This window comes from Streptomyces tendae, from assembly GCF_008632955.1.
Classification (GTDB): Bacteria; Actinomycetota; Actinomycetes; order Streptomycetales; family Streptomycetaceae; genus Streptomyces.
This window is the reverse complement of the sequence record NZ_CP043959.1, coordinates 2076917-2103053: the sequence shown is the minus strand read 5'-3', so window position 1 is coordinate 2103053 and position 26137 is coordinate 2076917. Positions and strand designations below refer to the sequence as shown.

At 72.0% G+C, this 26137-nt stretch carries 20 protein-coding genes and 2 pseudogenes; 6 read left to right on the top strand and 16 right to left on the bottom strand.

The genetic code is table 11. The annotated features are described in order from the left end of the window. Positions 1-2 precede the first annotated feature (2 nt). Together F3L20_RS09795 and F3L20_RS09790 are read right to left on the bottom strand one after the other, a co-directional pair. Positions 3-1375: pseudogene (locus F3L20_RS09795) on the bottom strand (aldehyde dehydrogenase family protein). Positions 1376-1383: 8 nt separating this feature from the next. After that, positions 1384-2753: pseudogene (locus tag F3L20_RS09790) on the bottom strand (glutamine synthetase family protein). 85 nt (positions 2754-2838) lie between these two features. Here F3L20_RS09790 and F3L20_RS09785 point away from each other — a divergent pair. The 3 genes from F3L20_RS09785 (at position 2839) to F3L20_RS09775 (ending at position 5882) form a co-directional block, all read left to right on the top strand. Next, positions 2839-3573 (top strand): FadR/GntR family transcriptional regulator, encoded by a 735-nt coding sequence (locus F3L20_RS09785; RefSeq protein ID WP_150153881.1) that lies wholly within the window; start codon positions 2839-2841, stop codon positions 3571-3573. A gap of 85 nt (positions 3574-3658) precedes the next feature. Further along, entirely contained in the window at positions 3659-5176 is a 1518-nt protein-coding gene (eat, locus tag F3L20_RS09780) for an ethanolamine permease (protein ID WP_402394707.1), read from the top strand. Between the two features lie 19 nt (positions 5177-5195). After that, positions 5196-5882 carry a gamma-glutamyl-gamma-aminobutyrate hydrolase family protein gene (locus F3L20_RS09775; RefSeq protein ID WP_150153877.1) on the top strand — a complete coding sequence of 229 codons (687 nt, stop codon included), beginning with the start codon at positions 5196-5198 and terminating at the stop codon, positions 5880-5882. Positions 5883-5921: 39 nt separating this feature from the next. On the opposite strand, the gene F3L20_RS09770 is transcribed toward F3L20_RS09775, so the two are convergent. The 5 genes from F3L20_RS09770 to F3L20_RS09750 form a co-directional block, all read right to left on the bottom strand. Beyond that, positions 5922-6857, bottom strand: a complete 936-nt coding sequence (locus F3L20_RS09770; protein ID WP_150153875.1) for a LysR family transcriptional regulator — start codon at positions 6855-6857, stop codon at positions 5922-5924. Positions 6858-6910: 53 nt separating this feature from the next. Next, the gene (locus F3L20_RS09765; RefSeq protein WP_150153873.1) at positions 6911-7639 is read right to left on the bottom strand and encodes a helical backbone metal receptor; all 729 of its coding nucleotides are present in this window, start codon (positions 7637-7639) and stop codon (positions 6911-6913) included. After that, positions 7636-8208: a helix-turn-helix domain-containing protein gene (locus F3L20_RS09760; RefSeq protein WP_150153871.1), complete on the bottom strand. Its 573-nt coding sequence runs from the start codon at positions 8206-8208 to the stop codon at positions 7636-7638. Before F3L20_RS09760 ends, F3L20_RS09765 begins: the two co-directional genes overlap by 4 nt. A 397-nt stretch (positions 8209-8605) precedes the next feature. Further along, positions 8606-11227, bottom strand: a complete 2622-nt coding sequence (locus tag F3L20_RS09755; protein WP_150153869.1) for an ABC transporter permease/substrate binding protein — start codon at positions 11225-11227, stop codon at positions 8606-8608. Then, positions 11220-12305: a quaternary amine ABC transporter ATP-binding protein gene (locus tag F3L20_RS09750; RefSeq protein WP_145828001.1), complete on the bottom strand. Its 1086-nt coding sequence runs from the start codon at positions 12303-12305 to the stop codon at positions 11220-11222. Before F3L20_RS09750 ends, F3L20_RS09755 begins: the two co-directional genes overlap by 8 nt. A gap of 234 nt (positions 12306-12539) precedes the next feature. Between F3L20_RS09750 and F3L20_RS09745 the strand changes: the two genes are divergently transcribed. The 3 genes from F3L20_RS09745 (at position 12540) to F3L20_RS09735 (ending at position 15785) form a co-directional block, all read left to right on the top strand. Continuing rightward, the gene (locus F3L20_RS09745; RefSeq protein ID WP_240810933.1) at positions 12540-13469 is read left to right on the top strand and encodes a 5'-3' exonuclease; all 930 of its coding nucleotides are present in this window, start codon (positions 12540-12542) and stop codon (positions 13467-13469) included. 91 nt (positions 13470-13560) lie between these two features. Next, on the top strand, positions 13561-14412 hold the full coding sequence (locus F3L20_RS09740) for a siderophore-interacting protein (RefSeq protein WP_150153865.1): 852 nt from the start codon (positions 13561-13563) through the stop codon (positions 14410-14412). 449 nt (positions 14413-14861) lie between these two features. Then, the gene (locus tag F3L20_RS09735; RefSeq protein ID WP_150157277.1) at positions 14862-15785 is read left to right on the top strand and encodes an RluA family pseudouridine synthase; all 924 of its coding nucleotides are present in this window, start codon (positions 14862-14864) and stop codon (positions 15783-15785) included. On the opposite strand, the gene F3L20_RS09730 is transcribed toward F3L20_RS09735, so the two are convergent. The 9 genes from F3L20_RS09730 to tatA form a co-directional block, all read right to left on the bottom strand. Then, on the bottom strand, positions 15779-17422 hold the full coding sequence (locus F3L20_RS09730) for a cytochrome P450 (RefSeq protein WP_150153863.1): 1644 nt from the start codon (positions 17420-17422) through the stop codon (positions 15779-15781). The genes F3L20_RS09735 and F3L20_RS09730 overlap by 7 nt on opposite strands. Positions 17423-17508: 86 nt before the next feature. Next, the gene (locus F3L20_RS09725; RefSeq protein ID WP_150153861.1) at positions 17509-18129 is read right to left on the bottom strand and encodes a GTP-binding protein; all 621 of its coding nucleotides are present in this window, start codon (positions 18127-18129) and stop codon (positions 17509-17511) included. Further along, positions 18110-18520 (bottom strand): DUF742 domain-containing protein, encoded by a 411-nt coding sequence (locus F3L20_RS09720; protein WP_150153859.1) that lies wholly within the window; start codon positions 18518-18520, stop codon positions 18110-18112. The genes F3L20_RS09725 and F3L20_RS09720 overlap by 20 nt, the downstream gene beginning before the upstream one ends. Continuing rightward, positions 18517-18924 (bottom strand): roadblock/LC7 domain-containing protein, encoded by a 408-nt coding sequence (locus tag F3L20_RS09715; protein ID WP_024885160.1) that lies wholly within the window; start codon positions 18922-18924, stop codon positions 18517-18519. The genes F3L20_RS09720 and F3L20_RS09715 overlap by 4 nt, the downstream gene beginning before the upstream one ends. After that, positions 18921-20531 (bottom strand): sensor histidine kinase, encoded by a 1611-nt coding sequence (locus F3L20_RS09710; protein ID WP_206338881.1) that lies wholly within the window; start codon positions 20529-20531, stop codon positions 18921-18923. The genes F3L20_RS09715 and F3L20_RS09710 overlap by 4 nt, the downstream gene beginning before the upstream one ends. Positions 20532-20976: 445 nt before the next feature. Further along, a complete protein-coding gene (locus tag F3L20_RS09705; RefSeq protein ID WP_150153857.1) occupies positions 20977-23835 on the bottom strand; it encodes a DEAD/DEAH box helicase in 2859 nt (952 codons plus the stop codon). Between the two features lie 45 nt (positions 23836-23880). Continuing rightward, a complete protein-coding gene (locus F3L20_RS09700; protein WP_150153855.1) occupies positions 23881-24771 on the bottom strand; it encodes a diacylglycerol kinase in 891 nt (296 codons plus the stop codon). A 31-nt stretch (positions 24772-24802) separates the two neighbouring features. After that, complete coding sequence (gene tatC, locus F3L20_RS09695; protein WP_150153853.1) at positions 24803-25672, bottom strand: twin-arginine translocase subunit TatC; 870 nt, start codon at positions 25670-25672, stop codon at positions 24803-24805. A gap of 92 nt (positions 25673-25764) precedes the next feature. Beyond that, on the bottom strand, positions 25765-26046 hold the full coding sequence (gene tatA / locus F3L20_RS09690) for a Sec-independent protein translocase subunit TatA (protein WP_024885165.1): 282 nt from the start codon (positions 26044-26046) through the stop codon (positions 25765-25767). Positions 26047-26137 lie beyond the last annotated feature (91 nt).

Sequence of the window (26137 nt, the reverse complement as noted above, 5' to 3'; positions counted from 1 at the left end):
GGTCAGGCCTCCGTGCTGATGAAGACGTTCTTGGTTTCGGTGAAGGCGGTCAGGGCGTCCGGGCCCAGTTCGCGGCCCACGCCGGACTGCTTGAACCCGCCGAAGGGGGTCCAGTAGCGCACGCTGGAGTGCGAGTTGACCGACAGGTTGCCCGCGCGCACGGCGCGGGAGACGCGCAGGGCGCGGCCGACGTCCCGGGTCCACAGGGAGCCGGCGAGGCCGTAGTCGGTGGCGTTGGCCAGGCGGACGGCGTCGGCCTCGTCGTCGAAGGGCAGGACGACGGCGACGGGCCCGAAGACCTCCTCCACGGCGACCGGGTCCTCCGGGGCCACGCCGGTCAGGACGGTGGGCGGGAACCAGTGGCCGGGGCCTTCGGGAGCCTTGCCGCGGATGCCGTCGAGGGTGTCGGGGACGTAGGAGCGGACGCGGTCGAGCTGGCTGCGGGAGATCAGCGGACCCATGTCGACGTCCTCGTCGCCGCCCGGGTCGCCGACGCGGACGGCTTCGATCGCGGGCGCGAGCAGCTCCAGGAAACGGTCGTACGCGGTCCGTTCGACGAGGATGCGGGTGCGGGCGCAGCAGTCCTGTCCGGCGTTGTCGAGGAAGGACATGGGGGCGGCTGCCGCGGCGGCCTCCAGGTCGGCGTCGGCGAAGACGATGTTGGGGCTCTTGCCGCCGAGTTCGAGGGTGACCCGCTTGAGGCGGTCGGCCCCCTTGGCCCACACCTGCTTGCCGACGGCCGTCGACCCGGTGAACACGATCTTGGCGACGCCGGGGTGCTCGACGAGGGCGTTGCCGGTGACCGGGCCGTGTCCGGGGAGCACCTGGAACAGGCCTCGGGAAGGCCGGCGTCCAGGGCGAGTTCGGCGAGGCGCAGGGCGGTGAGGGGGTGGTCTCGGCGGGTTTGAGGAGGACCGCGTTGCCGGCGGCGAGGGCGGGTGCGGTGCCCCAGGCCGCGATGGGCATGGGGAAGTTCCAGGGGGCGATGACCCCGACGACGCCGAGCGGTTCGAGGAAGGTGACGTCGACGCCGCCCGGGACGGGGATCTGCCGGCCGGTGAGGCGTTCCACTCCCCCGGCCGCGTAGTCGAGCAGGTCGCGGACGTTGCCGGCCTCCCAGCGGGCGTTGCCGAGGGTGTGGCCGGCCTCGCGGACCTCCAGCCGGGCGAGTTCCTCGACGTGGTCGTCCACGGCGGCGGCGAACCGGCGCAGCAGGCGGCGCGTTCGCCGGGCGCGAGGGCCGCCCAGGCGGTCTGCGCGCGGGCCGCGCGTACGACCGCGGCGTCGACGTCGGCGGGGCCGGCGGCCGGGACGGTGGCGATGACCTCCTCGGTGGCGGGTTGCGCACCTGGAGCTCGGCGGGCTGGTCGGACACTCGGGGCCTCACATGCGTTCGAAGGAGCGGCGCAGCTCCCAGTCGGTGACCGCGGCGTCGAAGGCGTCGATCTCGACGCGCGCCATGTTGCGGTAGTGGGCGACGACCTCCTCGCCGAAGGCCGCCTGGGCGATCTCGCTGTGCTCCACAGCTCGGCGGCCTCGCGGAGCGTGGTGGGGACGTGGTCGAAGCCGGCGGTGTAGGCGTTGCCCGCGCAGGGCTCGGGCAGTTCCAGCCGCTGCTCGATGCCGTGCAGGCCGGCGGCGACCATGCCGGCGACGGCGAGGTAGGGGTTGACGTCCCCGCCGGGCAGCCGGTTCTCGAAGCGCAGGGAGCGGCCGTGGCCGACCACGCGCAGCGCGCAGGTGCGGTTGTCGTGGCCCCAGGCGACGGCGGTCGGGGCGAAGGAGCCCGGCTGGAACCGCTTGTAGCTGTTGATGTGCGGGGCGTACAGCAGGGAGAACTCGCGGAGTGCGGCGAGCTGCCCGGCGAGGAAGTGGCGCATCACCTCGGACATGCTGTCCGGGTCCTCCGGGGAGTCCGGCATGGCGCTGGTGCCGCCGAGGTCGGCGAGCGAGAGGTGGATGTGGCAGGAGTTGCCCTCGCGTTCGTTGTACTTGGCCATGAAGGTGAGGGAGACGCCCTCCTGTGCGGCGATCTCCTTGGCGCCGGTCTTGTAGATCGCGTGCTGGTCGCAGGTGACCAGGGCCTCGTCGTAGCGGAAGGCGATCTCGTGCTGGCCGGGGTTGCACTCGCCCTTGGCCGACTCGACGGTGAGGCCGGCGCCGGCCATCTCGTTGCGGATGCGGCGCAGCAGGGGCTCGATGCGGCCGGTGCCGAGCACCGAGTAGTCGACGTTGTACTGGTTGGCCGGGGTGAGGCCGCGGTAGCCGGAGTCCCAGGCCTGTTCGTAGGTGTCCTTGAAGACGATGAACTCCAGCTCGGTGCCGGCCCGGGCGGTGTAGCCGAGGGCGGCGAGCCGGTCGAGCTGCCGGCGCAGTATCTGCCGGGGCGCGGCGGTCACCGGGGAGCCGTCGGCCCAGGCGAGGTCGGCGACGACCATCGCGGTGCCCTCGTTCCAGGGGACCCGGCGCAGGGTGTCGAGGTCGGGGTACATGGCGAAGTCGCCGTAGCCGGTGTCCCACGAGGACATGGCGTAGCCGTCGACGGTGTTCATGTCGGCGTCGACGGCGAGCAGGTAGTTGCAGCCCTCGGTGCCGTGGCGGAGGACCTCGTCGAGGAAGAAGCGGGCGGCGAACCGCTTGCCCTGGAGCCGCCCTTGCATGTCGGGGAAGGCCAGGACGACAGTGTCGATCTCGCCGCCGGCGACGAGGGCGTGCAGCTCCTCGACGGCGAGCGGGGGTGTGCGGTCTGCCACGGGAGGGCCTCCTGGGGCTTCTTCGGTCAGCCGGGAGCCATAAGGTATTGCCGGGAACCATTGCTTGGGAAGGGGGCACGACCAGATGCCCAAGGATGCGGTCGGCGCGGTCGGGGACCGGCTGGCGCCGGTGCTGCGGCAGGTCCGGGCGGGCAACGGCTTCGAGGAGGCGCTGGAGCAGATCCTCCAGGTGGTGCGGCTCGGGCTGGTGGCGGGCGGGGAGCGGCTGCCGGCCGAGCGGGAGCTGGCGGAGCGGCTGGGAATCAGCCGGGTGACGCTGCGCGAGGTGCTGAAGGTGCTCCAGGACCAGGGCCTGGTGGAGCCGCGGCGCGGCCGGTACGGCGGGACGTTCGTGCTGCCCCGTCCGACGGACACCGGCGAGGAGGAGCTGCGGCGGCGGATCGCCGAGGTGGACGTCGAGGACGTGCTGCGCTTCCGGGAGGTGCTGGAGGTGGGCGCGGCGGGCCTGTGCGCGGCGCACGGGCCGGCAAAGGGGCAGGCGGAGCGGCTGCGTGAGGCGCTGGCGGGCACGCAGGAGGCGCCGCTGGGCGACTACCGGCGGGCGGACACTCTGTTCCATCTCGCCCTGGCGGAGCTGTCCGGCTCGCCCTCGCTGACCGCGCAGTACGCGGCCGTCCGGGCGACGGTGAACGACCTGCTGGACTGCATCCCCCTGCTGGTGCGCAATCTGGAGCACTCGCAGCGGCAGCACGCGGCGCTGGTCGAGGCGGTGCTCGAGGGGGACGCGGACCGGGCGCGTGAGGTGATGCGGGAGCACTGCGCGGGGACGGCGGCGCTGTTGCGGGGGTTCCTCGCCTGACGGTGTGGCGCGCGGCGGACCGGGGCAGGGTTTACCGCGGCTTAACGCACGGGGGTTGCGCGCGCGTCGGGTGCGCCACGAAGGTATGGGCCCACAAAGGTCTGGTTCCGTTCCATTACCATCGTCCGCGCCACACCGCCTCCTGGGGAGCCGTGCCGTGAGCCTTCCATCCGCATCCCGTGAACCCGCCGGTGAGCCCGACGACTACCTGGAGCGCCGGACACTGCGCCGTGGCAGCGCGGGCTGGCTGCTGCTGACCGGCCTCGGCGTCGCGTACGTCGTCTCCGGCGACTACTCCGGCTGGAACTTCGGCCTGGCCGAGGGCGGCTTCGGCGGTCTGGCGATCGCCATGGTCCTGATGGGCGCCATGTACACCTGCATGGTGTTCGCGCTCGCCGAGCTGTCGTCGATCCTGCCCACGGCGGGCGGCGGCTACGGCTTCGCCCGCCGGGCGCTCGGCCCGTGGGGCGGCTTCCTCACCGGCACGGCGATCCTCATCGAGTACGTGCTGGCGCCCGCCGCGATCTCCATCTTCATCGGCGACTACGTCGAGTCCCTCGGCCTGTTCGGCCTGGAGTCGGGCTGGCCGGTCTACCTGGCCTGCTTCGTCATCTTCATCGGCATCCACCTGTGGGGCGTGGGCGAGGCGCTGCGGTTCAGCTTCGTCGTCACCGGCATCGCGGTGGCGGCGCTGGTGGTGTTCGCGCTGGCGGCGCTGCCCGAGTTCGACGCCTCCTCGCTGGACGACATCCCGGTGGACACCTCGGCGTTCGGCGCGAGTTCCTGGCTGCCGATGGGGCTGCTCGGGATCTGGGCGGCGTTCCCGTTCGGCATGTGGTTCTTCCTGGGCGTGGAGGGCGTGCCGCTGGCCGCCGAGGAGACGCGTGAGCCGGCCCGTACGCTGCCGCGCGCGATCCGCTGGTCGATGGGCATCCTGGTGGTGCTGGCCCTGATGACCTTCTTCACGGCGGCCGGGGCGCGCGGTTCGGCCGCGGTCCAGGACGCGGGCAACCCGCTGGTGGAGGCGCTCCAGCCGGACGGCGAGGCGACGGCGCTGAGCAGGATCGTGAACTACGCGGGCCTGGCGGGTCTGGTCGCCTCGTTCTTCTCGCTGATCTACGCCGGTTCGCGGCAGCTGTTCGCGCTGTCCCGGGCGGGTTATCTGCCCCGGTTCCTGTCCCTGACCAGCAGCCGGCGGGCGCCGTATCTCGGTCTGGTGGTCCCGGGCGCGATCGGGTTCGCACTCGCCGCGAGCACGGGCAACGGGGCGCGCATGCTGAACATCGCGGTCTTCGGTGCGACGATCTCCTACGCGCTGATGTCGCTGTCGCACATCGTGCTGCGGCGCCGTGAGCCGGAGCTGCCCCGGCCGTACCGGACGCCGGGCGGGGTGCTGACCTCGTCGGTGGCGCTGGTGCTGGCCTGCGCGGCGCTGGTGGCGACGTTCCTGGTGGACGTGACGGCGGCGTTCATCGCCCTGGCGGTGTACATCGTGGCGCTGGCGTACTTCGGTCTGTACAGCCGCAGGCACCTGGTGGCGAAGGCTCCGGAGGAGGAGTTCGCGGCGCTGGCCGCGGCCGAGGCGGAGCTGGCGCGGGACTGAGGATGAGGGAGGTGCCCGGGTGTCGGGCAGGCCACTGATCGGCATCAGTACGTACGCGGAGCCGGGCGTGCGGTGGGGTGTGTGGCAGCTGGACGCCGCGCTGCTGCCGGCCGGCTATCCGCGGCTGGTGCAGCGGGCGGGCGGACTGGCCGTCATGCTCCCGCCGGACGCGCCGGAGCACGCGGAGGCCGCCGTGGCCCGTCTCGACGGCCTGGTCGTCGCGGGCGGCCCCGACGTGGAGCCCGTCCGCTACGGCGCCGAGCCCGACCCGCGCACCGGGCCGCCCGCCCGGGCGCGGGACGCCTGGGAGCTGGCGCTGATCCGGGCCGCCCTGGACCGGCGCGTCCCGCTGCTCGGCATCTGCCGGGGCATGCAGCTGCTGAACGTCGCCCTGGGCGGCACCCTGGTCCAGCACATCGACGGCCACGCGGAGGTGCCGGGCACCTTCGGCCGGCACCCGGTGAAGCCGGTCCCGGGCACGCGGTACGCCGACGCCGTCCCCGAGGAGACGTCGGTCCCCACCCACCACCACCAGGCGGTCGACCGCCTGGGTACCGGCCTGATCCCGTCCGCGTACGCGGAGGACGGCACGGTGGAGGCCGTCGAACGCCCCGACGGCCACTGGGTGGTGGGGGTGCAGTGGCATCCGGAGATGGGCGAGGACCTGCGCGTCGTCCGCGCGTTGATCACGGCGGCGGGGGGCTGACGGCGGGGGCCGTCGGCCCCCGCTCCCCCGGCGTCGCCGTCAGCCGCGGGTCAGCGAGAGCAGGTCGCGGGCCGGGCCCGTGGGGCGGTGGCCCGTGGGCCAGACCGCCCGCAGGTCGCGGGCCAGGGCGACCGCCTGGACGGGGATCCGCACCAGGCGCCGGGTCCCCAGTTCCTCCCCGACGGCCAGCTCGCTCAGCACCGCGGGGCCCGCCCCGCCGACCGCCGCCGCCTTCACCGCCGTCGTCGAGGACAGCTCGATCAGCGGCCGGGCCAGCCCGCCCAGCGCCGCGTCCAGCACCTGCCGGGTGCCGGAGCCCTCCTCACGCAGCACCAGCGGGGTGGCCGCCAGTTCCTCCGCCGCGAGCGGGCGCCTGCGGCGGGCCCAGGGGTGCGAGGGGGCCGCGACCACGATCAGCCGGTCGTGGGCGATCACCGCGGAGTCCAGCCCGGCCGGCACCGTCAGCCCTTCCACGAACCCCAGGTCGGCCTCCCCCGCCAGCAGCCGCTCCGCGACCGCCGTGGAGTTGCCGGCGAGCAGGGACACCGCCGTGTCCGGGCGCTGCGCGCGCAGTGCGACCAGCCACCCCGGCAGCAGGTACTCGGCGATCGTCATGCTGGCCGCCACCCGCAGCCGGGAGTCCCTGCGGTCCCGCAGCGCCTGGGCGCCCGCGTCGAAGGCCTCGGCCGCGTCGACGATCCGCCGGGCCCAGTCCGTGACCAGGGCGCCCGCGTCGGTGAGCCGCGACCCGCGCGGCGACCGGTCGACGAGGGCCACGCCGAGCTGCCGCTCCATCGAGCGGATCCGGCTGCTCGCGGCGGGCTGGGTGATGCCCAGCTCCCTCGCCGCCCGCCCCAGACTGCCCACCCGCGCCACGGCGAGCAGCAGTTCGAGCGCCCCCAGGTCGGGCACCCGGTGGGCCAGCGAACCGGCACCGGGGGGCCGTTCGTCGGGGCGGTATTCCGTCCTGCTCATAAGCCCAGCTTATGCAACGCACGTGCGCCGCCCGTCCGCGCGCGCACCGCCCGTCAGACGTGAGCCGCCCGCAGCGCGCGTCCCAGCACCTCCGGGGCCTCGGTGAGCGAGGGGCCGTACCAGGTGAGGTGGCGGCCGCCGAGGAGGGCGCAGGGGATGCCGGGGAAGGCCTCCGGGCCGTCGTCCGCGGTGAAGCGGTACGGCTCGTCGGGGAGCACCACCAGGTCCGGCCGTGCCGCGCGCAGCTCGTCGAGCGGGATGCGCGGGTAGCGCTCGGCGTGGTCCGCGTACAGCGTGCGTACGCCGAGGCGGGCCAGCAGATCGCCCGCGAAGGTGTCGCGGCCGAGGACCATCCAGGGGCGGCGCCAGACCGGGACCACCGCCGTGCGGACCTCGTCGAACGCGGGCGGTGCCTCCCACGCGGCCTCCGCCTCGTCCAGCCAGCGGGGCCGGGTCCGCACCCCGCACGCGGACAGCACCCGGTCCAGCTCGCCGAAGGCCCGCGGCAGTGTCCGTACGTGGGTCACCAGCACGTCGAGGCCCGCCGCGCGCAGGGCGTCCAGGTCGGGCTGCCGGTTCTCCTCCTCGTTGGCGATCACGAGGTCGGGGGCGAGTGCGGCGACGCGGTCCACCGCCGGGTTCTTGGTGCCGCCGACGCGGGCGACGTCCAGCCCGGCGGGGTGCGTGCACCAGTCGGTGGCCGCGACCAGCGCGCCGGGCGCGGAGACGGCCACGGCCTCCGTCAACGAGGGGACGAGGGAGACGACCCGGACGGGACTCATCGGCGCGGCTTGTTGTCCCGCAGCGCCTCGATGTGTTCGGCGACGGCGACGACCAGCAGCCGGGTCTCCGGCACCGTGGCCCGCCAGCGGTGCCGGACCCCGCCGGTGAGGTACAGGGTGTCGCCGCGTCCGAGGCGGTAGGCGCGCCCCTCGGCCTCGATCTCCACGGCGCCCTCGGCGACGTACATCAACTGGTCGTTGCGGAACTGGAGTTCACGTCCGGCGTCATGGTCACCGGTGAACTCCGAGGCGTGCATCTGGTGGTGTCCGCGGACCAGGGAGCGCACCCGGGGTTCGGCCCAGGACTCGGCGCCCTCCGCGCGGACGACGTCCACGCTGCACGCCGGGTCGGCGGCGGCGAGCAGTTCCACGGCGGTGGTGCGCAGCGCGTCGGCGAGCTTCTCCAGGGAGCTCTGGCTGGGACGCGCCCGCTCGTTCTCGATCTGGCTGAGGAACGGGACCGACAGACCGCTGCGCTCGGCCACGACGGCGAGGGTGAGGTCCAGCGCACGGCGTCGCCGCCGCACGGCCGCGCCCACCCGCAGGGGTTGTTCCTTGTGGTCGCCCATCGCTCCGGCTCCCTCCTTCGCCGCTCGTCCCGCACCCCGGGCGCCGAGGCCCCGGCGCTCTTCCTTCGCTGAGTTGTCTGCACCCTACGCATGTTCGGCAAACCGTTTCAGGCGCCTGCCACGTCGCCGTCGTGTGCGGCCGCTTCCCACCTCACAGTTCGCGCCAGCCGCCCACGGGGCCCCTCGGCACCCCCCGGATGCGAAAGGAGGTGTTCCCGCCATTGTTCACCGTGTTCGCCGGAAGGTCACGGGGAGGTCCGGGGAGGGGTTCGCGCTCTGTGGTTGTCCGGATTCTTTCCGTGGCACGCGGCGGCTCCGGACGGCGCGAGGGGCGGGCCCGGACGCCCCTGAGGGACGCTCCGGGACCCGCCCCTCGGGGACGCGGCCGGTACGGCGGTTACTGCGGCGTCATCCGCTCCACCATGTCCGGGTGCTCCTCCAGCCAGGCGGCGACGGCCTCCTCCTCGTGGCCCTGGCCGCGGTTCTTGATCTCCGCCTCCAGGGAGCCGAGCTCGTCCTCGCTCATGTGGAAGTTCTTGATCCACTCGGTGAGCTGGGGGTACTGCTCGGGGAACTTCTTGCTCGCGATGGTGTGGATGGTGTTGCTCTCGCCCCAGGCGCGCTTCGGGTCCGCGAGCTTGGTCAGCTCGTAGTCGTTGTACGCCCAGTGCGGCGACCAGAGCGTGACCGCGACCGGCTCCTTCTTGGCGTAGGAGCGCTTGAGCTCGGCCAGCATCGCCGGCGAGGAGCCGTCGACGACCTTGTACTCCTCGTCCAGGCCGTAGGCGGGCAGCACCTTGTTCTTCAGGATGTCCATCTGGCCGGTGCCGGCCTCGATGCCGATGATGCGCCCGCCGAACAGGTCGGCCTTGCCCTTGAGGTCCGCCAGGGACTTGACGTCCTTGACGTAGGACGGGACGGAGATCTCCAACGACACCGGTTCGTACCAGGTGCCGAGGTCGGTGAGTCTGTCCTTGTTCGGCTCGTAGAAGTTCTTCTGCGAGTGCGGCAGCCACGCGTCGAAGTTGAGGTCGATGTCCCCGGACGCGAGGCCGGTGTAGACCGGGCCGACCTCCATCTGCTTGAGGTTCAGCTTGTAGCCGCGCCGCTCCAGGACGTTCTTCCACAGGTAGGTGACGGCGACGTCCTCCTCCCACGGGAACCACGCCACGTCCAGCGCGCGCTTCGCCTCGGCGGGGGTCTCGCCGCCCGAACCGGCCTTCACGGGGGCCAGCTTGTCGACGACGTCCGGGTTGTCCTTCAGCCAGGCGCGCACGGCGTCCTGCTGACGGCCCTTCCCGGCCTTGTTGATCTCGGCCTCCAGGCCGGTGAGTTCCTTCTCGCTCATCGAGAAGTCCTTCAGCCACTGCCCGACGACCGGGTTCTCACCGGCGAAGCCCTTGCGGGACACCAGGTGCACCGCGTCGCCCTCGCCCCAGGAGCCCTTGGGGTCCTTCAGCTTCTTCAGGTCGTAGTCGCTGTACGCCCAGTGCGGCGACCAGAGCGTGACGACGACCGGTTCCTTCTTGCTGTAGGCGCGCTTGAGTTCGGCCAGCATCGCCGGGGTGGAGCTGTCGACGACCTTGTACTCCTTGTCCAGGCCGTAGGCGGGCAGCACCTTGCTCTTCAGCAGGCCCATCATGCCGGCGCTGGACTCGATGCCGGTGATCTTCCCGCCGAAGGTCGCGGCCTTGCCCTTCAGGTCCTCGAGGGAGTTGACGTCCTTCATGTACGAGGGGACGGTCAGCTCCAGAGTCGTCTCCTCGTACCAGGTGCCGAGGTCGTCGAGCCGGTCGCCGTACTTCTTCCAGTACTCCGCGTGCGTGGTGGGCAGCCAGGCGTCGGTCTGGAAGTCGACGTCGCCCTGTGCCAGCGCGGTGTAGAGCGGCCCGGCGTCCAGCTGCTTGGCCTCGACCTCGAAGCCGCGCTGCTCGAGGATCTCCTTCCACAGGTACGTGGAGGCCACCCCCTCGTCCCAGGGGATGTAGCCGATGCTGATCTTCTTGCCGTCGCCGACGTTCTTGTCGTCCGCGGCGGTGTCGGCGGACCCGCCGGAGCCGCCGAACAGGCCCATGCCGCCGGCCACCAGGGCCAGGACGACGATGCCGACCACGGCGACCTGCGGCCGGGGGCGGTAGGACCAGATCTTCAGCCCCTGCGCGGCGCGCGCCTTGGCGGCCGCGCGGCGGCCCAGCGGCGACACCTGGGTGCCCAGGGCGCTGGTCATGCGGTCCAGGTAGATCGCCAGGATGACGATGGCCAGGCCGGACTCGGCGCCGAGGCCGATGTTCAGCTGGCCGATGGCCTCGATGACGGCGCCGCCGAGCCCGCCGGTGCCGACCATGCCGGCGATCGCCGCCATGGACAGGCCGAGCATGATGACCTGGTTGACGCCCGCCATCACCGTGGGCAGCGCCAGCGGGAGCTGGACGCGCAGCAGGGTGTTGCGGGGCGTGGTGCCGAACGCCTCGGCCGCCTCGACGAGTTCCTTGTCGACCTGTCGGATGCCCAGCTCGGTCATGCGCACGCCGGGGGCGAGCGCGAAGATCAGGGTGGCGACGATGCCGGGGGCGGAGCCGGTCCCGAAGAACAGGATCGCCGGGATGAGGTAGATCATCGCCGGCAGCGTCTGCATGAAGTCGAGAATCGGCCGGACGAAGGCGCTGACCCGGTCGGACCGGGCCGCCCAGATACCCACCGGTACCGAGATCACCAGGGCGATCACGGTGGCGACGAGCACCAGGGACAGCGTCACCATCGAGTCCTCCCACAACTCCATGGAGTCGAGGAAGGCGAATCCGACGAAGGTGAGGACACCGGCGAGGGTGCCGCGCAGCCAGAAGGCGATGACCGCGAAGATGCCGCAGAGGAGCAGCGGCTCCGGAGCCTGCAGGACGGCGTTGACACCGTCGTAGGCGCCGGTGAAGACGGCCTTGAAGAAGTCGAACAGCCAGGTCAGGTTGGAGAGCAGCCAGTCGACCGAGCTGTTGACCCAGTCGCCGAGCGGGATCCTAGGCATGGGCCATCACCTTGCCGCCCTGGTCCTTGGGGCTGTCGCAGACGCCGGGGTCCGCCTCCTCGTCGCCGAGGAAGCCGACCAGGCGCTGCCGCGGCACGACGCCGACGAGTTCGCCGTCGTCGACCACGGCCACCGGGTGCGGCACGCGCGCGCTGATGGCGCACAGCTCGGCGAAGGACGTCCCGGACGCCGCGGTCTCGCAGCCGCAGTCGGCCTCGTCGCCGCGCACCTCGGGGTCCATCACGGCCTGGGCGGTGAGCACGCGGGAGCGGTCGACGTCCTGGGTGAAGGAGGCCACGTAGTCGTTGGCCGGCCGGATCAGGATGTCCTGCGCGGTGCCGATCTGCACGATGCGGCCGTCGCGCATGACGGCGATGCGGTCACCGAGGCGCATGGCCTCGTTGAGGTCGTGGGTGATGAAGACGATGGTCTTCTTCAGCTTCTTCTGCAGTTCGATCAGCTGGTCCTGCATGTCGCGGCGGATCAGCGGGTCGAGGGCGCTGAAGGACTCGTCCATCAGCAGCAGGTCGGCGTCGGTGGCGAGCGCGCGGGCGAGGCCGACGCGCTGCTGCATGCCGCCGGACAGCTCGTCGGGCCACGAGTCCTCCCAGCCGGCCAGGCCACACAGGGCGAGCGCCTCGTCGGCGCGGCGTTCGCGCTCGGCGCGGGGCACGCCCTGCACTTCAAGACCGTAGGCAGCGTTGTCACGGACGCTGCGGTGCGGGAAGAGCGCGAAGTGCTGGAACACCATGCTGATCTTCCGGGACCTGACGTCGCGCAGTTCGCGGTCGGACAGGGCGGTGAGGTCCTGTCCGTCGAAGCGGACGTGTCCGGCGGTCGGCTCCAGCAGACCGTTCAGCATCCGCAGCAGGGTGGACTTGCCGGAGCCCGACAGGCCCATGACGACGAAGATCTCGCCCGGCTCCACGGTGAAGGAGGCGTCGATGACGGCGGCGGTGACGCCGTCGGCGCGCAGCTCCTCACGGTCTGCTGTGTTCTGGCGCAGTCGTTCGACCGCCTGGTCCGGTCGTCTGCCGAACACCTTGTACAGGTGCTCGGCCTCAAGCCTTGATGACACACGAACCTCTCGACTCGACAACACAGGGCAGGAGCGATGCCCGACGGACGGCTCGTGGCGGTCCGCAACAGGTTGAACCTGAAACCGGCATCGCTCCGGGCCCGCGCCTCCCCCCTTTGACCTGACGCAAACTCTTCGTGGGCGGCCTCACAGATGTGGCGCAGGGCGCAACACGTCGCGGGGGGGGCCGACGGGCGCGCCGTCCGGGCGGTGCTGTCGGTGGGGTGCGGCATGATGCGGGACGTGACCGGACGACTGATGCTCCTCGACACCGCTTCGCTGTACTTCCGCGCCTACTTCGGCGTCCCGGAGTCCGTCAGGGCGCCGGACGGCACGCCGGTGAACGCCGTGCGCGGGCTGCTGGACTTCATCGACCGCCTGGTCAAGGACCACCGGCCGGACCGCCTGGTGGCCTGCATGGACGCCGACTGGCGTCCGCAGTGGCGGGTGGACCTCATCCCTTCCTACAAGGCGCACCGCGTCGCCGAGGAGCGCGCGTCGGGGCCCGGCGAGGAGGAGGTGCCCGACACCCTGTCGCCGCAGGTGCCGGTGATCGAGGAGGTGCTCGACGCGGTCGGCATCGCACGCGTCGGCGTCGCCGGGTACGAGGCGGACGACGTGATCGGCACCTTCACCGCCCGGGCGGAGGGACCGGTCGACATCGTCACCGGCGACCGCGACCTGTACCAGCTGGTGGACGACGCGCGCGGGGTGCGCGTGCTGTACCCGGTGAAGGGCGTCGGCACGCTGCAGATCACGGACGAGGCCGCGCTGCGCGGGAAGTATGGGGTGGACGGCAAGGGGTACGCGGACCTGGCGCTGCTGCGCGGCGACCCGAGCGACGGCCTGCCGGGCGTGCCCGGCGTCGGCGAGAAGACGGCGGCCAAGCTGCTGGCCGAGTTCACGGACCTGGCCGGGATCCTGGCGGCCGTGGACGACCCGAAGGCCAAGCTCACGCCGGCACAGCGCAGGCGTCTGGACGAGGCGCGGCCGTACCTGGCGGTGGCGCCCAAGGTCGTCCGGGTGGCGGACGACGTCCCGCTCCCGGACGTCGACACGGCCCTGCCGCACGCCCCGCGCGACCCGGCCGCGGTGGAGACCCTGACGGCGCGTTGGGGCCTCGGCGGGTCGCTCGGCCGTTTGCTGACCACCCTCGCGGAGTGAGCCACCGGGGCTTTCCGCAGCGGCAGTTGCGCCACCGACGCAGGTCGAGGTGTTAGCTTAGGTAAACCTAACTGCGACAGGGAGGCCCCTCATGGCAGAGCGACCGGCACGCGCGTCGCGCACCCCGCACATCGCGGAGGTCGTCCGCACCGAGCGGCTGACCCCGCACATGCAGCGCGTGGTGATCGGCGGCGAGGGGCTCGCCGGCCTGCCGGCGGACACCTGTACCGACCACTACGTCAAGCTGCTGTTCCCGGCGCCCGGCGTGGACTACCCCGAGCCGTTCGACATGGAGCGGATCCGTGCGGAGTTCCCGCGCGACCGGTGGCCGGTGACCCGGACGTACACCATCCGCCAGTGGGACGCCGAGCACCGGGAGCTGACCCTCGACTTCGTGATCCACGGCGACGAGGGGCTGGCCGGCCCGTGGGCCGTCAACGCCCGGTCCGGTGACGTCGTCCGCTTCCTGGGCCCCGGTGGCGCGTACGCCCCGGACCCGGCCGCCGACTGGCACCTGCTCGCCGGCGACGAGAGCGCCCTCCCGGCCATCGCCCGCTCCCTGGAGTCGCTGCCGCACGGTGCGCGCGCGTTCGCCTTCGTGGAGATCGCGGGCCCGGCGGAGGAGCAGAAGATCGACTCCGACGTGGAGATCCGCTGGCTGCACCGCGGTGACCGCAAGGTCGGCGAGGCGTTGGTGGAGGCCGTGCGGGGGCTCGACTGGCCCGAGGGCCGGGTGCAGGCCTTCGTCCACGGCGAGGCCCACTTCGTGAAGGAACTGCGCCGCCTGCTGCGCGTGGAACGCGCCGTCCCGCGCGAGGACCTGTCCATCTCCGGCTACTGGCGCCTGGGCCACAACGAGGACGGCTGGCAGGCCTCGAAGCGGGAGTGGAACGCCCGGATCGAAGCAGAACAAGAGCCCACCCAGACCTCCACAGCCCCGTAAGGGCCGCGGGCCAGGCACGCCCAGCTCACCCCCTCGGGGCGCGGGGAACGGCGCGACCAGCCCCCACCAAGCCGCACACACCCACGCGACGCCCACCCACCCCACCAGGAGCGCGGGGAACGGCGCAACCAGCCCCACCAAGCCGCACACACCCACGCGACGCCCACCCACCCCACCAGGGACGCGGGGAACGGCGCAACCAGCCCCCACCAAGCCGCACACACCCACGCGACGCCACCCACCCCACCAGGGACGCGGGAACGGCGCAACCAGCCCCCACCAAGCCGCACACACCCACGCGACGCCCACCCACCCCACCAGGAGCGCGGGGAAACGGCGCAACCAACCCCAACCCACCCGCACCCGACAAGCGACCCCACCCCGCCAAGCCGGACCCCGCTCCCACCCCCCGTACCCTTGCCCGACGTGAGACGCAGACGCCCCCACCCCTGCCGCAACGCCACGGCGTCGACCCCGTCCGCGTACGCCTGCCGGCCGGCGGCCCGGGCACCACCGTCCGTGACCACCTGGTCCTGCGCCTGGCGGCGGACCCCGCTCGGATCGACGCCATGTTCGACGCAGGCGAGATCGTCGGCGCGGACGCCCGCCCGGTCCCGGCGGACACCCCCTACGCCCCGGGCCTGTGCGTCTGGTTCCACCGCGACATGCCCGACGAAGCCCCGGTGCCGTTCCCGCTGACCGTGGTCCACCACGACGAGCACATCGTCGTCGTCGACAAACCGCACTTCCTGGCCACGACCCCCCGCGGCAGCCACGTCCGGCAGACCGCGCTCGCCCGGCTCCGCCACGACCTGGGCCTGCCGGAGCTGACCGCGGCGCACCGCCTCGACCGGCTCACCGCCGGCCTGGTGCTGTTCATCGTGCGGCCGGAGGAGCGCGGCGCCTATCAGACGCTGTTCCGCGACCGGCTGGTGCACAAGGAGTACGAGGCCGTCGCCGCCCACGACCCCTCCCTCGCCGTCACCCTCCCCCGGACCGTCCGCAGCCGGATCGTGAAGGAGCGCGGGGTGCTGACCGCACGGGAGGTCGACGGCGAGCCGAACGCACTGACCCACGTACAGCTCCTCGCGCACCGGGCGGACGGCCTGGGCCGGTACCGGCTGGTGCCCGGCACCGGACAGACCCATCAGCTGCGGGTGCACATGAGCGCCCTCGGGGTGCCGATCCTCGGCGATCCCCTCTACCCCGAGGTCGCCGGCCCGGTCCCGGCCGGCGACTTCCGGCGTCCGCTGCAGCTGCTGGCCCGTGAGCTGCGGTTCACCGACCCGGTGACCGGGGCGGAGCACCGGTTCACCAGCGGCCGGGTGCTCGGGGCGTGGGCCTCGTACGAGGACTGGGCGTCAGGTCAGTAGCCGCGCCACCACCGCAGGAACCGCTGCCAGGCACCCCTCGGCGGGGCGGCCTCCGCGACCGGCGGTGGCGGCACGGGCCGCTGCGGCACCGGCTCCCCGGCCGGGAGCGGCCCGCCGCCGGAGCCCGGACCGACGGCAGAGGCCGGACCGGTGTCCGGAGCCGACGCCTGCGCAGGCACCGCCGCGGCAGCCGCTACCGTCGCCGGACCCCCGCCCCCGACCCCGGCCTCTGCCCCGGCCTCTGCCCCGGCCCCGACCGACGCACCCCGCGGCCGGTTCACACCGATCTGCCAGTCACGCCGCGCCGGCGCCTCGTTCTCATGGCTCGGCGCCTGCGTGATCTCCTGTTGCGGCCGGGGCGTGAAGTGCACCGGCAGCGACACCAGATGCCGTGAGGCGATGGACTCGGTGAACGTCAGCTCCTCCTCGGTGACGCTCAGCTCCACGTCCGGCAGCCGCATGAGCAGGGCGTCGACGCCGACCTCGGCGATGACACGGCCGATGTCCTGTCCGGGGCACTCGTGCGTGCCGCCGCCGAAGGCGAGGTGGGAGCGGTTGCCCTGCATGTCGGCGGTCGGGTCGGGGCGTACCCGGGGGTCGACGTTGGCCGGCGCGGGTGCGAACAGCAGTCCGTCACCCTTGCGGATGCGCCGGCCGCCGAGCTCGGTGTCCTGCTTGGCGTAGTAGGCGAAGATCGTGCTGAACGGCGGTTCGTCCCAGAGGAGTTGCTCCACCGCCTGGGGCACGGTCATCTGGCCGCCGTTGAGCTGGGAGCGGAAGCGGGGGTCGATCAGCACCTGGCGCAGCACGTTGGCGAGGAGGTTGGCGGTGGCCTCGTAGGCCGCGATGAGCACCACCCGGAGGTGCTGGCTGACCTCCTCGTCGGTCAGCCCGGCCGGATGGCTGACGAGGTGACCGGCGAAGTCCCCGAGCGGTTCCGCGCGGCGGCGGGCGGTGAGCCGCTCCAGCGCCGCCATCACGAAGGCGTTGCTCGCGATGGCGGTCTCGGTGCCGCGGATCATGTCGCGGGCGGCCTGCACCATGCGGTCGTCGTACTCGTCGGGCATGCCGAGGACGTGGCACATCACGGCCATCGGCAGGTGCTCGGCGTACTGGCTCACCAGGTCGGCCTCGCCCGCCTCGCAGAACCGGTTGACGACACGCTGGACGCTGCGGTTGACGTGCCGGCGCAGACTGCGGAAGTCGGTGGCCGCGACGGCGGTGTCGATGGCGCCGCGCCAGCGCCGGTGCTCCTCGCCCTCGGCGTGGGCGCACATGGGCTGCCAGGCGATGTGCGGCATCAGCGGGTGGTCGGGCTTGACCAGGCCGTCGCGGAGCGCGGACCAGATGCGGCTGTCCTTGCAGAACTGCGCGGGACTGCGCACGAGTTGCTGGCTCTCGGCGTGGCCGAGCACCACCCACAGGGGCAGGTCGTCGTGGATCAGTACGGGGGCCACCGGACCGTGCTCGGCCCGCAGGTTCTCGTAGAGCTTCTTGAGGTCGTCCGACTCGTGGAGGCGGGCGAGTCCACCGGGGCCCCGGCCGTGCGCGGGGCATCCGGGGGGCGGTTCCGGGCGGGCGTCGTCGTCCGGGCCGGCCGGGAGGTCCGGCGTCGGGGGGTGGGATTCAGGCGTCACTGTGGTCGCTCCGAAGGGGAAAGGCAGAAGTCCGGGGAGGGAGAGAGAAGTCCGGGGAGGAGGAAGGGTCCGGGACGGGGGACGCGTCAGGCGAGCGAGCCCGTCATGGCGAGCGAGTGCAGGAAGCGCATCAGGGTCATCAGCACGTCGCGGCTGGAGGCGCGGCGCCGCACGTCGCACTCCACGATGGGGATCTGCTCGGACAGGTCGAGTGCGGCCCGCAGGTCGGAGACTGGGTAACGGGGCGCGTCCGGGAAGGAGTTGACCGCGACGACGAACGGCACCCCGCGCTCCTCGAGGCGACCCATCACGTCGAAACTGACCTCCAGCCGGCGGGTGTCGACCAGCACGACCGCGCCGAGCGCGCCCTCGAACAGGCCGTTCCACAGGAACCAGAAGCGCTCCTGGCCCGGCGTGCCGAACAGGTACAGCACCAGCTCGTCCGTGATCCTGATGCGGCCGAAGTCCATGGCGACGGTGGTGGCCGTCTTGGACGGGGAACCGTAGTTGTCGTCGACCCCGATGCCGGCCTGGGTCATGGTCTCCTCGGTGGTCAGCGGTTTGATCTCGCTGACCGAGCCGACCATGGTGGTCTTGCCGACCCCGAACCCGCCGACGATCACGATCTTCACCGCGGACTGTGCCGTGTGGGGCAGCTGGTCCTCGGCGCGTGGGCCCGGGATGGTGTCAGAGCCGTTGAAGTCCATGCATCACCGCTTCGAGAAGGGAACGGTCCGGGAGTGCCTTGCGCACGATCGGGGAGCGCGCCTGGACCAGTTCCGCCGTCAGCAGCTCGGTGAGCAGCACGGTCACCACGCTGAACGGCAGACTGAGATAGGCCGACAGCTCGGCCACGGACAGGGGGGCGACACAGAGCCGGAGCAGCGCCGCCTGCTCGGGGGTCGCAGAGGGCGGGGGGTCCGGGGACCGCGCGACGATCAGCGTCACCAGGTCGATGTCGGCGCGTTCGCCGTCCGGGCCGGCCACGACGTACAGCCGCTCGGGGTTGCCGCCCTCGCCCTCCTTCCGGGCCGGGGCGGCCGGCTGCGCGGGGGTGGCCTGCCGGGGGGTGCGCCTCTGGCGTCGCGGAGGAGTCATACGGTCTGCCCGTTCCGTCGCGGCGGACTGGTGAGATGGGCGCCGATGCGGACGACGAGGTCGCGCATCATGCCGCCCATCCGCCCGGGTTCGCAGGTCATGTCGGAGAGCACGGCGAGGTAGGCGTTGGCACCGGCCGCCATCAGGTAGAAGTAGCCCTCGTCGATCTCGATCAGCACCATCTTCATCTCGCCGTCGCCGTGCGGGAGTTCCTGGGCGACGGCGCCGGCGAGGCTCTGCACGCCGGCGCAGGCGGCGGCGACCCGGTCGGCCGCGTCCGGCTCACCGCCGTAGCGGGCGATGCGCAGGCCGTCGGCGGAGAGCACCACGATCATCTCGACGCCGGGTACGCCGTCGGCGAGCTCCTTGAGCATCCAGTCGAAGTTGGCCCGTTGCTGGATCACTTGAGGTCCCCCTCGTCATCGGCCTCGGTGCGGGCCGGTTCGTTGATGAGATGCAGGTAGGCGGTCGGGTTCCGGGTGAAGTCGGTGGGGTGGACGCCGGGGTCGAGGTCCTTCTTCAGGCCCTCCCAGAAGGCGTCGACCCAGAGCCCGGGCTCGCGGTCGTGCCGCTTCTTCTTCTCGGGCTCCGCGGCGGCCCAGATGTCGTGGTACTCCTCACCACGCTCCTGGGCCTCCCGCTCGGCGCGTTCGGCCTCGGCCTGCTCGGCGTAGCGCTGGGCCAGCGGGGTCTTCACGCGGCTGCGGCGCTGCGGCAGTCCGCCGGCGGTCCACTCGGTGACCTCCGGGACGTCGTCCTCGACGGTGGCCGTCTCGGGGATACGCGGGCTGGTGGGGCGGCGCTTCTTGGGGGCGCGCTGCGGGCCCGGGAGGGCGTCGACGGGGCGGGGTACGGCGGTGGCGCCGATACCGTGGGCGAGGCCCACGCCGGGCTGGTCGGTGATCATCTCGCTGGGGACGACGAGGACGGCGCGGACGCCGCCGTAGGCGGAGGCGCGCAGCGACACCTGCATGCTGAACTGGGTGCACAGCCGGCCGACCACCGCGAGGCCGAGGCGCGGGTTGGCGCCGATCTCCTGGAGGTCGACGCCGCGCTGGGCGCGGTCCAGGATGCCCTCGATACGGGCGCGGGCCTGCTCGTCGAGGCTGACGCCGGCGTCCTCGATCTCGATGGCGACGCCGGTCTGCACCTCGGTGGCGGTGACGCTGACCTTGCTGGTCGGCGGCGAGTAGCGAGTGGCGTTGTCGAGGAGTTCGGCGGCGGCGTGGATGACCGGCTCGACGTAGATGCCCTTGATGTTGATCTTCGCGATCGACTTCAGGTCGATGCGGCGGTACTCGAGGATGCGGGACATGGCGCCGCGCAGCACGCTGTAGAGCGCGACGGGCTTGGGCCACTGGCGCCCGGGGCGGCCGCCGCCGAGGACCGAGATGGAGTCGGCGAGGCGGCCGATCAGCGCGGTGCCGTGGTCGATGCGCAGCAGGTCGTCGAAGACCTCGGGGTTGCGGCCGTGGTCCTCCTCCATCTCCCGCAGTTCCTTGGCCTGCTGATGGACGATCGCCTGGACGCGGCGCGCGATGCTGACGAAGGAGCGCTGCGAGGAGTCCCGCAGGTTCTCCTCGTCATCGATGATCTTGAGGACTTTCCGGAGCAGTTCGAGCTGGTACTTCGGCAGTTCGCGCCAGGACGGATTGAGCCGCGGCAGGTCGCGCATCACCTCGTCCGGGTCGTTCCCGTTGTGCAGGTGGTCCAGGCACGTGGGGAAGACCATGCGGATGAAGTAGTCGGTCTCCGTGTCGTGGGCGGCGATCCGCGCCTCCAGATACGCACGGTGACGGTCGTGCTCGGCCCGCGCCTCACGCAGCACGCGGCCGCGGCGCACCGCCTCGGCGCCGACGGCGGCCACCAGCAGGGTCGCGACGGCACCGCACACGCCGACAGCGGTCCGGGCGGGCTCCGTCACCAGGGCGACGGCGGCTCCGGTCGCCGCGGCCATCACTATGGCCGGCAGCAACAGCACGCGTGCGTAAGGAAGGTGGACACTCGCCATGTGAGCCCTCTGAAGCGTATCGACTGACGGTCGGGAAGGTGCGCATAAGGGAACAAGCGCACGAATTCGTCTCAACTCGGTGCGCTGCGGGCGAGCTTAGTCCGACGGGATCATCGCCATGTCATATTCAGCAAGTGCCGGAAACGGCCCCTGAGGCAGGAGTACGCTCGAAGACGTTCCACGGTCCGGCGCCGTTCGAACACAATCCGTTACCGCGCACAGACGTACGACAGCCACTCACCGTCACTGGTGAGGCGCTCCCCGGGCGCCGGTCGGGACGACGGGGCGAGGCGCCGGGGCGACCGGCGGGACACCCGGGCGACCTCATCCTGCCCGCCCGGTTCTCCGGTCAAGCCCCCTCACGGGAGCGCGCTCAGCGCGGAAGCCCGGCGCGCGCGGGGCGCACCGGGCTTCCGGGCGGAACGTCGGGCGGGGATGGAGGGGGTCAGCCCACGGAGGAGTAGGCCACCACCCCGCGCAGCAGACCGTCGACCGCCTTGCGGGCGTTCTTCGCGACCGTCGAGTTCTCCGCGACCGGGGCGGCGGCGGAGATCTGCCCCAGCACGTCGATGACCTGCTTGCACCAGCGCACGAAGTCACCGGCCGGCATCTCCGCCTCGCGCAGCACCTCGTCCAGGCCCTTGCCGGAGGCCCACATGTAGGCGGCCCAGGCGAAGCCCAGGTCGGGCTCGCGCTGACCCACACCCTCGGTCTGGCTGATCCGGAAGTCCTCCTCCAGCGCGTCCAGCCTGCCCCAGATGCGGACCATCTCGCCGAGCGCCGCCTTCGCCTTGCCCGAGGGCAGCTTGGGCGCCATCGCGTCGTCGGCGACCCGTGACTCGTACACCAACGCCGACACGCACGCGGCGAGTTCGGCGGGGCCGAGGCCCTCCCAGACGCGCTCGCGCAGGCATTCGCTGGCCAGCAGGTCGAGTTCGCCGTACAGCCGCGCCAGCCGCTTGCCGTGCTCGGTGACCTCGTCGCCGCGCAGGTAGTCCATCTCGGTCAGCAGCGCCACGATCCGGTCGAAGGTACGGGCGATGGTGTTCGTCCGGCCCTCGATGCGCCGCTCCAGCTGCGAGGTGTCCCGCATCAGCCGGTGGTAGCGCTCGGCCCAGCGGGCGTGGTCCTCACGGTCCTGGCAGCCGTGGCACGGGTGCGCCCGCAGCGCCTTGCGCAGCCGCGCGATCTCCCGGTCGTCGGCCGCCGGGGAACGGTTCTTGTGGTGCCGGTCCGGCACGATGTGCCCGGCCTTGGTGCGCAGCGCGGAGGCCAGGTCACGGCGGGACTGCGGGGAACGCGCGTTGAAGGACTTGGGGATCCGCATCCGCTCCAGCGGCTCCACCGGCACCGGGAAGTCGATCGACACCAGCCGCTTCACCTGCCGTTCGGCGGTCAGCACCAGCGGGCGCGGACCGTCGTGGTACTCCACGCCCCGGTGGCCGTTGGTGCGGCCCGCGGGCAGCCCCGGGTCGAGCACCAGCGCCAGCCCGGCGTACTTGCCGGTGGGCACGTGGATGACGTCACCGGGCTTGAGCTTCTCCAGCGCGACGGCCGCCTCCGCGCGCCGCTGCGCGGTGCCCTGCCGGGCCAGCTCGTTCTCCCGGTCCTTCAGCTCGCGGCGCAGCCGGGCGTACTCCTCGAAGTCGCCGAGGTGGCAGGTCATCGAGGCCTTGTAGCCCTCCAGACCCTCCTCGTTGCGCTGCACCTGGCGCGAGATGCCGACGACCGACTTGTCCGCCTGGAACTGCGCGAACGACGTCTCCAGCAGCTCCCGCGACCGGTGCCGCCCGAACTGCTCGACCAGGTTGACCGCCATGTTGTACGACGGCTTGAAGCTGGAGCGCAGCGGATAGGTGCGCGTGCCGGCCAGTCCCGCCAGGTGCTCGGGGTTCATCCCGCGCTGCCACAGCACCACGGCGTGGCCCTCGACGTCGATGCCGCGCCGGCCCGCCCGGCCGGTCAGCTGGGTGTACTCGCCGGGCGTGATGTCGGCGTGCTGCTCGCCGTTCCACTTGACCAGTTTCTCCAGCACCACCGAGCGGGCGGGCATGTTGATGCCGAGGGCGAGGGTCTCGGTCGCGAACACGGCCTTGACCAGCCCGCGCACGAACAGCTCCTCGACGACCTCCTTGAAGGTCGGGAGCATGCCCGCGTGGTGCGCCGCTATGCCGCGCTCCAGGCCCTCCAGCCACTCGTAGTAGCCGAGGACGTGCAGGTCCTCGGCCGGGATGGAGGCGGTGCGCTCCTCGACCAGGTCGCGGACCTTGGCCCGCGCCTCCTCGTCGTTGAGCCGCAGGCCCGCGAACAGGCACTGCTGCACCGCGGCCTCGCAGGCGGCGCGGCTGAAGATGAAGGTGATGGCGGGCAGCAGGCCCTCGGAGTCCAGCCGCTCGATGACCTCCGGCCGGCTCGGCGTCCACACCCGCGAGCGCTGTCTGCGCTCCCGCTCACGGTCGGCCTCCCGCATGTTGTTGCGCCCCCGCCGGCGGTCACCCCAGGACGGGCGGCTCGCCTCCAGCCGGGCCATGCGGGTGAGGTCGGGGTTGACGGCCTTCTTGCGGCCCTCCCCCTCCTCGAACAGGTCGTAGATCCGGCGGCCGGCCAGTACGTGCTGGAACAGCGGGACGGGCCGGTGCTCGGAGACGATCACCTCGGTGTCGCCGCGGACGGTGTCCAGCCAGTCGCCGAACTCCTCCGCGTTCGACACGGTCGCGGAGAGGGAGACCAGCGTCACCGACTCCGGGAGGTGGATGATCACTTCCTCCCACACCGCGCCGCGGAAGCGGTCGGAGAGGTAGTGCACCTCGTCCATCACCACGTAGCCGAGGCCGAGCAGCGTCTGCGAGCCCGCGTACAGCATGTTCCGCAGGACCTCCGTGGTCATCACGACCACGGGGGCGTCGGAGTTGACGCTGTTGTCACCGGTGAGCAGGCCCACCTTGCCGGAGCCGTAGCGGCGGCTCAGATCGGCGTACTTCTGGTTCGACAGCGCCTTGATGGGGGTCGTGTAGAAGCACTTCTTGCCCTGCTGGAGGGCGAGGTGGACGGCGAACTCGCCGACGATCGTCTTGCCGGATCCGGTGGGGGCGGCGACCAGGACGCCCTTCCCCGCCTCCAGGGCCTGGCAGGCCTCGATCTGGAACGGGTCGAGGCCGAAGTCGTACATCTCGCGGAAGGAGGCGAGCGAGGTGGCCTGCTCGGCAGCGCGCCTGCGTGCTGCCGCGTACCGCTCGGCCGGTGAGAGATCCTCTGTCATCGTGCTTTCGAGCGTACCGGGCCGCACCGACAACAGGACGATCATTATCCGGATCGGCCGCGTGAGGTGGGAGAACGCCGGGGAACGCCCCTACGGACCGACCACGCGGACCGCCCCCGGCACGCAGTGCGCGGTCAGTGGCAGTGCTCCCACCAGTTCCCCGTCCGCGTAGCCGGTGACGTCCTCGGCGACCAGTTCCACACGCGCGGCCCGCAGCACCGTCACCACCGGATGGTCGACGTGCGTCCCCCGGTAGACCCGCGGGAACACCCGCAGCAGCGTGGCCCGGCTGCACTCGCCCACCACCGTGATGTCGAACAGCCCGTCGGTGAGGTCCGCCCCGGGGCAGATCCGCATGCCGCCGCCGTACGAGGGCCCGTTCCCGACCGCCACCAGCGTCGCCTCCACCTCACGGACCTCGCCCCCGTCCAGGGTGATCCGGTACGGCAGCGGCCGGAAGGCGGCCAGCTCGGCGACCATCGCCACGTCGTACTTGAAGCGTCCGAGCGGCGCGCGCATCCGGTTGCCGCGGTCGTTGACCCGGGAGTCGAAACCGGAGGCGAGCACGGCACCGAACCACCGGTCACCGATCCGGCCCAGGTCGATGTCGCGGACCCGGCCGCTCTTGAGGGCGTCGGCGATCATCCGGCCGGCCGCGGCCGGTTCCCGCAGCGGCATGCCGAGCGCGCGGGCGAAGTCGTTGCCGGTCCCCGCGGCCACCAGGCCGAACGGGGTACCGGTGCCGACGACGGCCTGCAGGGCGAGGTTGGCCATGCCGTCGCCGCCGACGGCGATCAGGGCTCCGGTCCCCTCCTCCACGGCGGCACGCGCCCGGGACAGCGCGTCCGTGGGGTCGTCGCCGGTCACGGTGCGGACCTGGAAGCCGGCGTCCCGCAACGCGGCGGCGGCCGGACGCGCCGCGCGGGCGCCCCGGCCGCCGCCCGCGGTGGGGTTCACGAAGAGGGTGATCTCGCTGGTCACGGGAGCGACCCTACGAGTTCCCGGGCCGTCCTCAGGTCACGTCGTCATAACCGTTGACCCGGTCCCTGGTCGTCTGCTCGGGCAGCGCCTTGACCGGTTCCGCCGGTTCGACGTCCTCCGGGGTCAGGTCCAGCTCGGAGGCCTCGTCGTCGGCGAGTCCCTCGGACTCCCGGCGGGCCCGCCGTCTGTCGTTCAGCAGGGAGAAGCCCACGGCGAAGAAGAACAGGACGATGATCGGCACGGACAGCGCGAGCATGCCCACCGGGTCGGTGGTGGGCGTCGCGACCGCGCCGAAGACGAAGACACCCATGACGACACCACGCCACCAGCCGAGCATCCGGCGGCCGGAGACGATGCCGACCATGTTCAGCATGACCAGCAGCAGCGGGAGCTCGAAGGCCAGCCCGAAGACCAGCACCATGCGGATGGTGAAGTCGAGCACCTCGTCGAGCGACAGGATGTTCGCCGATCCCCCGGGCGTGAGGCTCAGCAGCACCTTGATGCTGACGGGAAGGATCACGTACGACAGCAGGGCGCCGCCGGCGAACAGCGGCACGGCGGCCGAGACGAAGACGTAGGTGTACTTCTTCTCGTGCTTGTGGAGTCCGGGCGCGACGAAGGCCCACAGCTGGTAGAGCCACACCGGACTGGAGACGACCAGGCCGGCCATCAGGCTCACCTTGATCGTCGTGGTGAACGGCGACGTCAGCGTGTTGAACGACACGATGGCGCAGTTGCCGCCGTCACTGTTCGTCAGGCTGTCGCACTTCGGCACCGGCTCCGCGAGGAACTGCATGAGCTGCTCGCTGTAGAACGCGGCGACGATCGACACCACGACGATCGCGAGCACGGCCTTGGCCAGGCGGTTGCGCAGCTCGCGCAGGTGATCCACGAGCGGCATCCGCCCCTCGGGGTCCCTCTCCTGTTGGCGGGCAGACTTGAGCAACCCACGTTCCCATCTCGTGCAGCGGGCCGGAGGTCACCGGCCCTGCGTCAGCGCTTGGTCGTGTCCGTCGGCTCCGTGACCGGGCGGGAGCTGGTCACGTCGCCGGGGGCGGCCTGGATGGTGCGCTGCGCCGGGGGCTGCTCGCCGGTGGCCGGCGGGTCGGCCGGAGCGGAGGACTTGTTGTCCTCCTTCATCGCCTTCGCCTCGCTCTTCAGGATGCGGGCGGACTTGCCGAGCGACCGCGCCATGTCGGGAAGCTTCTTCGCACCGAACAGCAGGATGATGACGACGAGGATCAGAATGATCTCGGTAGGTCCGAGCCGTCCCATAAGTCTTTACCTTCTCACCGAGGCGGGTGGGTGGGTGGCTGTCCGACCGGTCGGACATGCGTCCGAAGGACGGTGCAGACAGCGATCGTAA